The organism is Streptomyces ardesiacus (assembly GCF_003112575.1).
In the GTDB taxonomy this organism is placed as follows: domain Bacteria; phylum Actinomycetota; class Actinomycetes; order Streptomycetales; family Streptomycetaceae; genus Streptomyces; species Streptomyces ardesiacus.
Genome location: NZ_BEWC01000002.1, coordinates 964,001 through 975,742 on the forward strand (window position 1 = coordinate 964,001; position 11,742 = coordinate 975,742).

The window sequence follows — 11,742 nt, forward strand, 5'->3', positions numbered from 1 at the left end:
GGGGGACGTGGTCAGGGACGTCCCCGCTGTCCGCGCAGGTGCTCGGCGATGGGCCTGAGCGCCTTGTCCAGCTCCGTCAGGTCCTCCGGGGCCAGCAGGTCGATGAAGTGCCTGCGGACGGAGGCCACGTGGTGCGGGGCGACCTTGCGCATGGTCTCCAGGCCGTGCTCGGTGAGGACGGCGAAGAGCCCGCGGCGGTCGGACTCGCAGTTCTCCCGCCGGACCAGGTTCGCGTTCTCCATGCGGGTGATCTGGTGGGAGAGGCGGCTCTTGGACTGCATCGTGGCGGTGGCCAGGTCGCTCATCCGCATCCTGTCGTCCTCCGACTCGGAGAGGTTCACCAGGATCTCGTAGTCGTTCATTGTCAGGCCGAACGGCTGCAGGTCCTTCTCGAGCTGGTGCGTCAACAGCCTGTTGACCTCCAGGTGGGTGCGCCAGGCACACTGCTCCGTATCGGTCAGCCAGCGAGTGGCCGTCTCGGTCTCCATGAATGAAGTCTACCTAAAAGGTTGAAAGGCGAACTAGTGAGGGGTTTTCCGTGACGGTGACGGTGCGCACGCGTTCGATGTCACACTCCGCAGATTACCGCTCACAGCCCGAAGCGGCGTTGGAGGTCCCCCAGCTGTCCGGGAAGCCCCGGTCCCCCCGAGCGGCCTCCCTGCGCTCCGGAAGCGCCGCCTCCGGGCACCCCGGCCTGCTGCGGCGGAGCCCCCACGTCCTGCTCCGCCATCAGCACCTCGCTCGACTGCAGCAGCACCGTCCCCGCCCCCACGAACTCGAACTGGTGCTCCTCCCCGGAGGCCCCGCCGAGCCCCGTCATCGCACGTAGACCGCCCAGCAGGCCGGTCAAGTACCCGTGGTCGTAGTGGTGGCACGGGGACGGGCAGTCGGCCCAGCCGACCAGGGCCTGCGGGTCGACCCGGATCGGCGGTTCCATGAACACCACCGGACCGTTGGAGGCGGCCACGAACTTCCCGGTCCCGATCAGCGTCAGGAAGCCCGGCACGATCGACTGCTTGAGCGCGAGGCTTGGCTGAAAAGCGAGCAGGTTGCCCGAGCGAATGGTCAGATTGCCGTCTTCCAGGTCGTACGAGTTCACGTCGAAGGCCCGGTCGGCGAGGAGCATCTTGCCCGAGCCCTCCGCCACGACCCAGTCGCTCGCGTGCAGAGGCGAATGGAACGACGTGCGCACCAGACGGTCCAGCCGGCCGTGCCCGATCCCGTGGAAATCGATCGCCCCGTAGTAGGCGATCATCTTCCCCTTCTGCAGGAACCACTGGCTCCCCTTGAGCTCCACACAGAAGGTGTACGCGTTGACGTTGTCGTCGGCCGGCAGTGTCGCCGGGTCGTGGTGGACCGTGCTCACAGCTTCTCCTCCGAGGCCTGGACGAACACCGTGCCGCTGCCGCTCAGCTCCAGCTGGAACGCCTCGCCGGAGCCGCGCCCGACCATGTCCCGCCAGCCCAGGGCCGTGGAGAGTCTGTTGCGCACGTCGCCGTGGTGGGCGACGTAGGCCTGCGGATCGACGTGGACCGGACGCTGCGGGGTGATGGGCACCTCGAAGACCCCGCCGTGGGCCATCACGGCCACCGCGCCGTGGCCCCTGAGGGACGTGGTGAACAGCCCCTGCCCGCTCACCTGGCCCCGCACCATGCCCATGACCCCGCCCTGCGAGCCCAGGAACACGGTGCTCTGCTCCAGGCTGCCCTCGAAGGCGAGCAGGCGGTCCGCCTCCACGTACAGCGTGTCACCCGAAAGGTTGATCACCTGGACGTGGTGGCCGCCGTGCCCGAAGAAGACGGTGCCGCTGCCCTCCACGGTCATCAGCGGTGTGTCCTCGTTGGCCACCCGGCGGCCGATCATCGACATGACACCGCCCTGTCCGCCGCGCAGGTTGGGGGTGAAGGACACCTCGCCCCGGTAGGCGAGCATCGCCCCGCGCTGGCTGAACAGCCGCTGTCCGGGAGTGACGGTCGCCCGGACCATCTTGGAGTTGATCTCGTCGAAGGCCATCTCACACATCCCCCGCGATCGTGTTCCGCTCGCTCGGCTGCACGTACACCAGTCCGTCGCCCTCGAAGCGGATCTGGAAGGCCTCCCCGCCGCCCTCCCCGAACAGCGTGCGGAAGCTCACCCCCGACTGGAAGGACTGCCGCAGGTCCCCCTGGTGCGCGACGTAGGCCCCCGGGTCGACGGTCAGCGGGTACTGCGGGCCGACCCGGAGCACCACCGCGGGGCCGTCGGACATGATCGCCGCCTGGCCGTGGCCCTCGACCGTCGTGGTGAACAGCCCGTTGCCCTGCGAGGCACCGCGCGCTCCCGTGAAACTGGTGCCGGTCCGCAGACCGGCGTCGGCCGCCAGGAAATTGCTCGACTCGACGTACAGCTTGTCGCCCCGGAGGGCCACGAGGTTGATCTCCGAGGCCCGGTCCGCGAACCAGCAGGTCCCCCGCCCCTTCACCTCCATCACCGTCATCTGCTCGCCGGTGATCCGCCGGGTCACCATCCCCCGGATCCCCTCACCGCCGCCGGTCAGCTTCTTGAAGGTCATCTCCCCGTCGTACGCGACCATCGAGCCGTTCTTCGCCTTCACGGCGTCTCCGGTCATGTCGACGGCGAGGACCTTGCTGCCTTGAAGTCGGAACATCGCCACGTTGTGAAAGTAGCCCCGCGACGGGTGGACGGAACAGGGCCCACGGGTGGAGACCGACCCTGAGTCCACCCCTTGGGGCGCTGTTTGCCACAATGGGCGGACGATTGTGCTTCCGTTCACAAGGCGGAGCGCACGTGCCACCCGCACCGTCAGCGACCTCCTCCCTCCGAAGGTGACCCGTGGACCTCAAGACCGCCACCGCCCTCCGCCGCCTCCGCCTGGTCTCGGCGCCCGAGGCGATCTCGTTCCTCCTCCTGCTCGTCTGCTCCGTCCTGAAGCGGACCACCGACTTCAACGCGGTGCCGGTGATGGGCGCGATCCACGGCCTCCTCTTCGTCCTCTACGTGCTCTTCTGGGCGGACGCCTGGAACCGCGCCAAGTGGCCGCTGAAGACCGCCGCGCTCTACTTCGTCCTCTCCGTCCTGCCCACCGGCGGCTTCTTCGCCGAGCGCCGGCTCAAGCGCGAGGCCGAGGACGCGGTCATCGCCTCCCGCGCCCGCCAGGAAGGGGTCGTGAACGCATGATCGTCGCCTTCTCCGTGACGCCGCTCGGCGTCGGCGAGGACGTGGGGGAGTACGTCGCCGACGCCGTCCGGGTGGTCCGCGAGTCCGGCCTGCCGAACCGCACCGACGCGATGTTCACGTCCGTCGAGGGCGAGTGGGACGAGGTCATGGACGTCGTCCGGCGGGCCGTCGCCGCCGTCGAGGCACGCGCCCCGCGGGTCTCCCTGGTCCTCAAGGCCGACCTCCGTCCCGGCGTGACGGACGGCCTCACCTCGAAGGTCGAGACGGTCGAACGCCACCTCGCCGGCTGAGCATCCCGGACCGGGCGGCGGTATCGAAAGGCGAGACGGGGCTGACCGGCATGTGACCGGCCGGTAAGGTCTGGTGGCGTGCCGAAGCCCCTCAGTCTCTCCTTCGATCCCATCGCCCGAGCCGACGAACTCTGGGCACAGCGCTGGGGCGGTGTGCCCTCCATGGCCGCGATCACCTCGATCATGCGGGCCCAGCAGATCCTGCTGGCCGAGGTCGACGCCGTGGTCAAGCCGTACGGGCTGACGTTCGCGCGCTACGAGGCACTGGTGCTGCTCACCTTCTCCAAATCGGGTGAGCTGCCGATGTCCAAGATCGGCGAGCGCCTCATGGTGCATCCCACCTCCGTGACGAACACCGTCGACCGGCTGGTGCGCTCCGGCCTGGTCGCCAAGCGCCCCAACCCCAACGACGGCCGCGGCACGCTGGCCACCATCACCGACAAGGGCCGCGAGGTCGTCGAGGCGGCCACCCGCGAGCTGATGGCGATGGACTTCGGCCTGGGCGCGTACGACGCCGAGGAGTGCGGGGAGATCTTCGCGATGCTCCGGCCGCTGCGGGTCGCCGCGGGGGACTTCAAGGAGGACTGAGCGCGGGCCGGGCGGGTCCCGGCGAGCCGCCCGACCCGGTCGAAGATCGCGCGAAACGGGCGGTTACGCTCGGAGCCATGAAAAAGAGCGTGCTGACCCGCTACCGGGTCATGGCGTACGTCACCGGTGTGCTGCTGATCGCGCTGTGCCTCGGCATGATCGCGAAGTACGTGCTGGACCTGGGCGGCGCCGCGGACTTCACCCAGGTCGTCAGCATCGCCCACGGCTGGCTGTACGTGATCTACCTGGTCTTCGCCTTCGACCTGGGCTCCAAGGCGAAGTGGCCGGTGAAGAAGCAGCTCTGGGTGCTGCTCGCCGGGACCGTTCCGACCGCCGCGTTCTTCGTGGAACGCAGGATCAGCAAGGAACTGGACGCCAAGGTCGCCGCCGCCGAGGCGCCCGCCCCCGTCAAGGCGTAACCGGCCCCTCACCGGCCGCCCCACCGCCGTGCGGACACCCGTACGGCGGTAGCCCATCGACATTTACTTGGACGTCCTAGTAAATTTGAAGGTATGGACGCTCATGCCATAGAAGAGGGCCGCCTTCGGTGGCAGGCCCGGTACGACGCGGCGCGCAAGCGCGACGCGGACTTCACCACGCTCTCCGGGGACCCCGTGGAGCCGGTGTACGGGCCCAGGCCCGGGGACGGGTACGAGGGCTTCGAGCGGATCGGCTGGCCGGGCGAGTACCCCTTCACCCGCGGCCTGTATCCGACCGGGTACCGCGGGCGTACGTGGACCATCCGGCAGTTCGCCGGGTTCGGCAACGCCGAGCAGACCAACGAGCGCTACAAGATGATCCTCCGCAACGGCGGCGGCGGGCTCTCGGTCGCCTTCGACATGCCGACCCTCATGGGCCGCGACTCCGACGACCCGCGCTCGCTCGGCGAGGTCGGGCACTGCGGGGTCGCCATCGACTCGGCCGCCGACATGGAGGTGCTGTTCAAGGACATCCCGCTCGGCGACGTGACGACCTCCATGACGATCAGCGGGCCCGCCGTGCCCGTGTTCTGCATGTACCTGGTCGCCGCCGAGCGGCAGGGCGTCGACGCGTCCGTGCTCAACGGCACGCTGCAGACCGACATCTTCAAGGAGTACATCGCCCAGAAGGAGTGGCTCTTCCAGCCCGAGCCCCACCTGCGGCTCATCGGCGACCTCATGGAGTACTGCGCGGCCGGCATCCCCGCCTACAAGCCGCTCTCCGTCTCCGGGTACCACATCCGCGAGGCCGGGGCGACGGCCGCGCAGGAGCTGGCGTACACGCTCGCCGACGGGTTCGGGTACGTGGAGCTGGGGCTCAGCCGCGGTCTCGACGTGGACGTGTTCGCGCCCGGCCTCTCCTTCTTCTTCGACGCGCACCTCGACTTCTTCGAGGAGATCGCCAAGTTCCGCGCGGCGCGCAGGATCTGGGCCCGCTGGATGCGCGACGTCTACGGCGCGCAGACCGACAAGGCGCAGTGGCTGCGGTTCCACACCCAGACCGCCGGCGTCTCGCTGACCGCGCAGCAGCCCTACAACAACGTGGTGCGGACGGCCGTGGAGGCGCTGGCCGCCGTGCTCGGGGGGACCAACTCCCTGCACACCAACGCGCTCGACGAGACCCTCGCGCTGCCCAGCGAGCAGGCCGCCGAGATCGCCCTGCGCACCCAGCAGGTGCTGATGGAGGAGACCGGCGTCGCCAACGTCGCCGACCCGCTGGGCGGTTCCTGGTTCATCGAACAGCTGACGGACCGGATCGAGGCCGACGCCGAGAAGATCTTCGAGCAGATCAAGGAACGGGGGCTGCGCGCCCACCCCGACGGGCAGCACCCCGTCGGTCCGATCACCTCCGGTCTCCTGCGCGGCATCGAGGACGGCTGGTTCACCGGGGAGATCGCCGAGTCGGCCTTCCGCTACCAGCAGGCTTTGGAGAAGGACGACAAGAAGGTGGTCGGCGTCAACGTCCACACCGGCTCCGTCACCGGCGACCTGGAGATCCTGCGGGTCAGCCACGAGGTCGAGCGCGAGCAGGTGCGGGTGCTGGGCGAGCGCAGGGCCGCCCGCGACGACGCGGCGGTGCGGGGGGCCCTGGACGCGATGCTGGCGGCGGCCCGGTCCGGCGGCAACATGATCGAACCGATGCTGGACGCGGTGCGCGCGGAGGCGACGTTGGGCGAGATCTGCGGGGTGCTGCGGGACGAGTGGGGGGTGTACACCGAGCCCGCGGGGTTCTAGGCGCCGGGTGCTGCGGCGGGGGTTCCAGGGGGCGTTGAGGCTCTGCCCCCTGGAAACCCCCGCCCGCGCCCGCCCGTCACCCGGCTCGTCCGGCCGAGAGGTCACCCGTCACCCGGCTCGTCCGGCCGGGAAGTGAGTCCCCAGAGCAGGACCCGGGTCAGGCTCCGGACCCAGTCGCCGCTCGCGGTCTCCGCGCTGACCAGGGTGCGGTGCACCACCGCTCCCGCGACCATGTCGAAGATCAGGTCCGCCGTGCGGGCCGCCTCCGCGGCGTCCGGCTCCGGGGGCAGCTCCCCCCGTGCCTGCGCCCGGGCCCGGCCCTCCAGGACCAGACGCTTCTGGCGTTCGACGATCGACGTGCGGATGCGTTCGCGCAGCACTTCGTCCCGGGTCGACTCCGCGACCACCGCCATCAGGCCGCTCCGGGCCTCCGGGCGGGCCAGGATCGCCGCGAACTGGAGGACCACGCCCTCGATGTCGGCGGCGAGGGAGCCGCGGTCGGGCAGTTCCAGCTCGTCGAAGAGCTCCGCCACCGCGTCCACGACCAGCTCGTTCTTGCCCGACCAGCGGCGGTAGAGCGTCGTCTTGGCAACCCCGGCCCGCGTGGCGACGTCTCCCAGGGTGAGCTTGGACCAGCCGAGGTCGACCAGGGCGGCCCGCGTCGCGGCCAGGATCGCGGCGTCCGCCGCGGCACTGCGGGGGCGTCCGGCACGGCCGGCGGGGCTGCTGCTCTGCATGCCCCGACCTTAACCGGCGGGTAACACGGGCTCCCCCGTGAGACAGATCACCGGGGTGGGGTGTTCCGACGGGCCCTCATGGCATTACGCTACGACCCGTAGCGAAAGCGCGGGTCCGCCCGCGCCCCAGCGACGACCACGGGCGTGGGGTGGGGACCCGGCGCCACCAGCACACACGTCGAACAGCACACATCCGGGCGGGCTTTCGACCCGCTTTTCACACGCGCGCGCCGTACGGGGGAGGATAGACCCATGCAGCCACGGAACATGTCCATGAGCGGGGTCGTCGACCTCGCCGCGGTGAAGCAGGCCCAGGAGGCCAAGGCGAAGGCGGAGCAGGCGCGCGCCGAGGCGGCCCGCCAGGGCGGGACGGGTGCCGTCTCCCCGGCCGACCTCGTCATCGACGTCGACGAGGCCGGCTTCGAGAGCGCGGTCCTGCAGCGGTCCACCGAGGTCCCGGTCGTCATCGACTTCTGGGCCGAGTGGTGCGAGCCCTGCAAGCAGTTGAGCCCCGTCCTGGAGCGGCTCGCCGTCGAGTACGGCGGACGCTTCCTCCTCGCCAAGATCGACGTCGACGCCAACCAGATGCTGATGCAGCAGTTCGGCGTCCAGGGCATCCCGGCCGTCTTCGCGGTCGTCGCCGGACAGGCGCTGCCGCTCTTCCAGGGGGCCGCGGGCGAGACCCAGATCCGTCAGACCCTGGACCAGTTGGTGCAGGTGGCCGAGGAGCGCTTCGGCCTGACCGGTCTCGTCGTCGACCCCGAGGCCGAGCCGGGCGCCGCGCACACCGCCGCCCCCGAGCGTCCGGCGGGGCCGCACGACGCGGCGCTCGAGGCCGCCGTGCAGGCCCTGGACGCGGGCGACCTGGACGGTGCCGTCCAGGCGTACAAGAACGTGCTGGCCGAGGAGCCGGGCAACACGGAGGCCAAAGTGGGCCTGGCGCAGGCCGAGTTGCTCCAGCGGGTGCAGAACGCCGACCCGCAGAAGGTCCGTCGGGACGCGGCCGACAAGCCGGGCGACGCCCAGACGCAGATCGCCGCCGCCGACCTGGACCTGGTGGGCGGTCACGTCGAGGACGCCTTCGGACGCCTCATCGACACGGTGCGCGTGACGGCGGGCGACGACCGCGACGCCGTACGGCTGCGGCTCCTCGAGCTGTTCGAGGTGGTCGGTGCCGAGGACCCGCGGGTCACCGCGGCACGCCGGGCGCTCGCCCGCGCCCTGTTCTAGCCCGCCCCGGGCGGCGTTCTAAACGCCGTCCGCGTGTGGCGGGTGTGAAGGAGCTGTCGAAGAGGCGTCACTGCGGCCGCGCTTTACCAAAACTTGGTAATCGCGGCCGCTGTTACTGCCAGTAAGTCGGCCGCGTCGATCTGTCTGGCTCTGTCCGGCGATCAATGGTTTTGTTCAGCCCTCAAGACACACCCAGCGTCGCCGTTCGGGCCCGATGCGTCGTCCCGCCGCAACGCGTCCGCTACTAGCCAGTAACGAACCCCCTTGTGTCGACGGCGAGAATGCACCACGATCGGCGACGCTCGGTCCATTCCCGTACCCCGACAGCCGGTCGGGTGGCGGGGGTTCCTGGGTCCCCACCGAGCAGGGCCGGCGGCAGTGATGCCGGCTCTTTGGGCAGGGGGGTCTTCGCTCATCCGGCGAAGCCTGTCCAGCAGGGTTGTGCGTGATGCGTGTCAGGCGCGACCAGTGGTTGTCGCTCGGGGGTGATCGCCGGTTATTCGGGCGCGTTGTACGTGCCGCCGAGTGCGGGCGCTCTCCTTCCCGAGGACGTAGCACTTCTCCCATCCCTGCCAGACCGAGCCGCCGAACCGGGGGCCGGCCGAGGCCAGGAGATGTACGTCCGAGAAGGAGGAAATATGGAGTCCCAGGTGCGTGGCGGGACCAGATGGAAGCGGTTCGCTGTGGTGATGGTGCCCAGCGTCGCCGCCACGGCTGCGATAGGCGTCGCGCTCGCGCAGGGCGCTCTGGCCGCGTCGTTCAGCGTGTCGGGGCAGTCGTTCAAGGTGACGGCGGACCGGCTCGACGGCACGGGCTTTATGCAGTACGGCGCGGTCGACTCGGGTTACACGCTGAAGGGCGAGAAGACGGCTCACCCCGTCGCGGTCTCGGCGTTCGACTCGGCGCAGATCAAGAACATGTGCCAGTCCGTGGTCACGCCGGACATCCCGCTGATCGGCTCGGTCAGCCTCATGCTGAAGGCCGGCGGTGGCGACACCCCGGTCAAGGCGGAGAACCTCTACATCGACATCGAGGACCTCCAGGCCGATGCCACGTTCCGCGGCATCGACATCGGTGTGGCCGCCAAGGACGCCAACAAGGGTCCCGGCATCAAGAAGGGCGACACCACCAACCCCTACGGGTTCTCGCAGCAGGCCGACTCGGCCACGCTGACCAACGTGAAGCAGACGGCGTGGGCGACCACCGCCGGAACCTTCAAGCTCAGCGGTCTGAAGATGTCGCTGTCCAAGGGTGTCAAGGAGTGCTACTAAGCACTCGTTGACGGGCGGGGGAGCCGGTGGCGCCCCCGCCCGTCCCCTCTCCGGCCGCGCCTTCACACGCGGACCGCATCTCCACCACAGCAAAGCCGTACCAGGGAGCTGTTTTCCATGAGCGCCGAGACTCCTGCCGCCGCCGGCCAGTTCACCCGCCGGAGGCAGCAGTTCCGCGCCTGGCGTGGCGCGCGGCCGTTCTGGGCCGGCCTGTTCGTCGCCCTCGGCGGACTCCCCATCGCCTACTTCCCGTACGCGAACCTCCAGATCGGTCACCTGACGCTGGCGATGTCCACCACCGCGGGCGCCGGGTCCCTGATCATCGGCGTGCTGCTGGTCGTCCTGGGCATCAGCCTGTGGTTCCAGAAGCACGTGCGGGTCTTCGCGGGCGTCGCGGCGATCCTGCTGGCGCTGGTGTCCATCCCCGTGTCCAACCTCGGCGGCTTCCTCATCGGCTTCCTGTTCGCACTCGTCGGCGGGGCCATGGCCGTGTCGTGGGTGCCGGGCGAGCCGCCGCAGGCCGAGCCGCCGCTGGAGGGCAAGGGCACGGACGGCGCGCCCGAGGGCGTGGTCCCCGCGGCCGGCGACACCGCGTTCCCCGGCCTCGGCAAGCCCGGGACCCAGGCGGGCGGCCCCGCGGTGCCGGGACCGCGCGGCGGAGTGGACGACGGGGAGCCCTCCCAGGTCCTCACGGCACCGGGGGCGCACGATCTGTCAGGAACGAGCCCGGCCAACGGGGCGAACGGGAGGCACAGTGCCGGCTGACGAGGTGACCCGCGGGACCGACGGGGAGTCGTCCCGCGTGAGAACCGGGCCGCGCCACGCGGCACCCAAGAAGCCGTTGTTCACCAGGTTCCACATGCCGGCCGGCAAGGCGATAGCCATCGCGGCGATGCCGACGGCCGTGCTCATGGGGATGGGGTTCACGCCGACGCTCGCCCTCGCCGACGGCAACGACGCGTCGCCGCCCTCCAACAGCCTGACGGCCGACGAGTACAAGGACTGCGTGGCGGCCCTCGAGGACGCCGAGAAGGACCCGTCGGCGTCGCCGACGCCCTCGCCCTCGGCGACCGAGGGGACCGAGGACGGCAAGGACGACGCGAAGGAGCCCGGCCCCTCGGCCTCCGCCGAGGACGCCGGCCAGGACGACAAGAACGCGGACAAGGACGCGGACAAGGACGCGGGCACGGACGACGACGGCCCCTCTTCGCCGGATTCAGGTTCCGACGACAAGGGCGCCAAGGACGAGCAGTCCGCACCCGCGCCGAGCCCGTCCGCGTCGCAGAGCCAGGCGGCGTCCGGTTCCACCGCGGCACCGTCCCCCTCCGGGTCGGAGACGAAGGGCGGTCTGCTGGAGGGCATCGGCGACGCCCTGGAGGGCATCTTCACCGGCGGCAAGAAGGCCGACGAGAGCGCGAGCCCCACGCCGGCCCCCTCGGCGTCCGAGAGCGCGTCCGGCGTGTCCGGCGCGTTGAAGGACACCACCGAGAAGGCCACCGACACGGCGAAGGACGCCGTCGAGGGCGTGACCGGCACGGCGTCGAAGGCGGCCGAGGACACCGGGAAGTCGGTGGCCGAGGCGGCCGAGGCGGCCGAGGACGCGGCCGGGAAGGCGAAGGAGGACGCGGCGAAGGCCGAGGAGGACGCCACCGCCACGCCCACCCCCGACGCCTCCGCGAGCCCCGGGACGGACGTGGACGACTGTCCGGTCGCCACCGACGAGGAGGGCGGCGTCGACAACACGGTGCCGCTGCCCGACGACCCGTGGTACCTCAACGCCAGCTCGCTGCTGCTGAAGGGCGCCTCCTACAAGGGCGTCGTCGAGGTGAAGACGGCCAACGGCACCACCAAGAAGGTGCTGAAGTACGTCATCTCCCACGGCACCGACATCGGCGACCTGCACCAGACGGTGAAGGACAAGCAGATCGGCAAGACCTACCACGTGCAGGCGGCCGAGGGCTCCACGTCCACGATCCGCGACGGCGAGACGGTGATGTACACCGAGAGCATCTCGGGCAACCTGCTCGGGCTGATCCCGATCACCTTCGACCCCGAGCACCCGCCGCCGCTGGACATCCCGCTCATCTACTTCACCAAGGTGACGGTCGTCCAGGCCGGCCAGTTCGGCGGCACGCTGCACATCCCGGGACTGCACCAGTACGTGACCGGCTGACGCGCCCGCGCTCCGCCGGGAGCCCGCGACGACGCCCGAGGGCGCCCCCTGTCGCAGGGGGCG

14 protein-coding genes are annotated in these 11,742 nt (G+C 70.4%); 9 read left to right on the forward strand and 5 right to left on the reverse strand.

What is annotated here, in order from left to right:
- Positions 1-11: 11 nt before the first annotated feature.
- The 4 genes from Sdi02f_RS11445 to Sdi02f_RS11460 all read right to left on the reverse strand — a co-directional run bounded on the left by Sdi02f_RS11445 (position 12) and on the right by Sdi02f_RS11460 (position 2,647).
- Positions 12-488, reverse strand: a complete 477-nt coding sequence (locus Sdi02f_RS11445) for a MarR family winged helix-turn-helix transcriptional regulator (protein ID WP_030402699.1) — start codon at positions 486-488, stop codon at positions 12-14.
- A 101-nt stretch (positions 489-589) separates the two neighbouring features.
- Positions 590-1,366, reverse strand: a complete 777-nt coding sequence (locus Sdi02f_RS11450) for an AIM24 family protein (protein WP_030402698.1) — start codon at positions 1,364-1,366, stop codon at positions 590-592.
- Positions 1,363-2,013: an AIM24 family protein gene (locus Sdi02f_RS11455; RefSeq protein ID WP_031082779.1), complete on the reverse strand. Its 651-nt coding sequence runs from the start codon at positions 2,011-2,013 to the stop codon at positions 1,363-1,365. Before Sdi02f_RS11455 ends, Sdi02f_RS11450 begins: the two co-directional genes overlap by 4 nt.
- Position 2,014: 1 nt before the next feature.
- Positions 2,015-2,647 carry an AIM24 family protein gene (locus tag Sdi02f_RS11460; RefSeq protein ID WP_030402696.1) on the reverse strand — a complete coding sequence of 211 codons (633 nt, stop codon included), beginning with the start codon at positions 2,645-2,647 and terminating at the stop codon, positions 2,015-2,017.
- Positions 2,648-2,832: 185 nt separating this feature from the next.
- Here Sdi02f_RS11460 and Sdi02f_RS11465 point away from each other — a divergent pair, with 185 nt between their 5' ends.
- The 5 genes from Sdi02f_RS11465 (at position 2,833) to icmA (ending at position 6,268) form a co-directional block, all read left to right on the forward strand.
- Complete coding sequence (locus Sdi02f_RS11465; RefSeq protein WP_030402695.1) at positions 2,833-3,177, forward strand: DUF3817 domain-containing protein; 345 nt, start codon at positions 2,833-2,835, stop codon at positions 3,175-3,177.
- A complete protein-coding gene (locus Sdi02f_RS11470) occupies positions 3,174-3,467 on the forward strand; it encodes an MTH1187 family thiamine-binding protein (protein ID WP_030402694.1) in 294 nt (97 codons plus the stop codon). Before Sdi02f_RS11465 ends, Sdi02f_RS11470 begins: the two co-directional genes overlap by 4 nt.
- Before the next feature lie 78 nt (positions 3,468-3,545).
- Positions 3,546-4,055 (forward strand): MarR family winged helix-turn-helix transcriptional regulator, encoded by a 510-nt coding sequence (locus Sdi02f_RS11475; protein WP_030402693.1) that lies wholly within the window; start codon positions 3,546-3,548, stop codon positions 4,053-4,055.
- 77 nt (positions 4,056-4,132) lie between these two features.
- The gene (locus Sdi02f_RS11480) at positions 4,133-4,474 is read left to right on the forward strand and encodes a DUF3817 domain-containing protein (protein WP_030402692.1); all 342 of its coding nucleotides are present in this window, start codon (positions 4,133-4,135) and stop codon (positions 4,472-4,474) included.
- Positions 4,475-4,567: 93 nt separating this feature from the next.
- Positions 4,568-6,268, forward strand: coding sequence for a coenzyme B12-dependent isobutyryl-CoA mutase large subunit (gene icmA, locus Sdi02f_RS11485; RefSeq protein ID WP_030402691.1), 1,701 nt, complete (start codon positions 4,568-4,570; stop codon positions 6,266-6,268).
- A gap of 101 nt (positions 6,269-6,369) precedes the next feature.
- Here icmA and Sdi02f_RS11490 read toward each other — a convergent pair whose 3' ends face one another.
- On the reverse strand, positions 6,370-7,005 hold the full coding sequence (locus tag Sdi02f_RS11490; RefSeq protein WP_030402690.1) for a TetR/AcrR family transcriptional regulator: 636 nt from the start codon (positions 7,003-7,005) through the stop codon (positions 6,370-6,372).
- Positions 7,006-7,257: 252 nt separating this feature from the next.
- Between Sdi02f_RS11490 and Sdi02f_RS11495 the strand changes: the two genes are divergently transcribed.
- The 4 genes from Sdi02f_RS11495 (at position 7,258) to Sdi02f_RS11510 (ending at position 11,679) form a co-directional block, all read left to right on the forward strand.
- The gene (locus Sdi02f_RS11495) at positions 7,258-8,235 is read left to right on the forward strand and encodes a tetratricopeptide repeat protein (RefSeq protein ID WP_167458153.1); all 978 of its coding nucleotides are present in this window, start codon (positions 7,258-7,260) and stop codon (positions 8,233-8,235) included.
- Positions 8,236-8,873: 638 nt separating this feature from the next.
- Positions 8,874-9,506 (forward strand): DUF6230 family protein, encoded by a 633-nt coding sequence (locus Sdi02f_RS11500; protein WP_030402688.1) that lies wholly within the window; start codon positions 8,874-8,876, stop codon positions 9,504-9,506.
- A 117-nt stretch (positions 9,507-9,623) separates the two neighbouring features.
- Entirely contained in the window at positions 9,624-10,271 is a 648-nt protein-coding gene (locus tag Sdi02f_RS11505) for a DUF6114 domain-containing protein (RefSeq protein ID WP_030402687.1), read from the forward strand.
- Complete coding sequence (locus tag Sdi02f_RS11510; protein WP_108933197.1) at positions 10,261-11,679, forward strand: hypothetical protein; 1,419 nt, start codon at positions 10,261-10,263, stop codon at positions 11,677-11,679. Before Sdi02f_RS11505 ends, Sdi02f_RS11510 begins: the two co-directional genes overlap by 11 nt.
- Positions 11,680-11,742: the final 63 nt, after the last annotated feature.

Bases quoted from the DNA above. Each gene is read 5' to 3' on its own strand.
- Sdi02f_RS11445 (WP_030402699.1), bottom strand. From the start codon at position 488: ATGGAGACCGAGACGGCCACTCGCTGGCTGACCGATACGGAGCAGTGT.
- Sdi02f_RS11455 (WP_031082779.1), bottom strand. From the start codon at position 2,013: ATGGCCTTCGACGAGATCAACTCCAAGATGGTCCGGGCGACCGTCACT.
- Sdi02f_RS11460 (WP_030402696.1), bottom strand. From the start codon at position 2,647: ATGTTCCGACTTCAAGGCAGCAAGGTCCTCGCCGTCGACATGACCGGA.
- Sdi02f_RS11470 (WP_030402694.1), top strand. From the start codon at position 3,174: ATGATCGTCGCCTTCTCCGTGACGCCGCTCGGCGTCGGCGAGGACGTG.
- Sdi02f_RS11480 (WP_030402692.1), top strand. From the start codon at position 4,133: ATGAAAAAGAGCGTGCTGACCCGCTACCGGGTCATGGCGTACGTCACC.
- icmA (WP_030402691.1), top strand. From the start codon at position 4,568: ATGGACGCTCATGCCATAGAAGAGGGCCGCCTTCGGTGGCAGGCCCGG.
- Sdi02f_RS11490 (WP_030402690.1), bottom strand. From the start codon at position 7,005: ATGCAGAGCAGCAGCCCCGCCGGCCGTGCCGGACGCCCCCGCAGTGCC.
- Sdi02f_RS11495 (WP_167458153.1), top strand. From the start codon at position 7,258: ATGCAGCCACGGAACATGTCCATGAGCGGGGTCGTCGACCTCGCCGCG.
- Sdi02f_RS11500 (WP_030402688.1), top strand. From the start codon at position 8,874: ATGGAGTCCCAGGTGCGTGGCGGGACCAGATGGAAGCGGTTCGCTGTG.
- Sdi02f_RS11505 (WP_030402687.1), top strand. From the start codon at position 9,624: ATGAGCGCCGAGACTCCTGCCGCCGCCGGCCAGTTCACCCGCCGGAGG.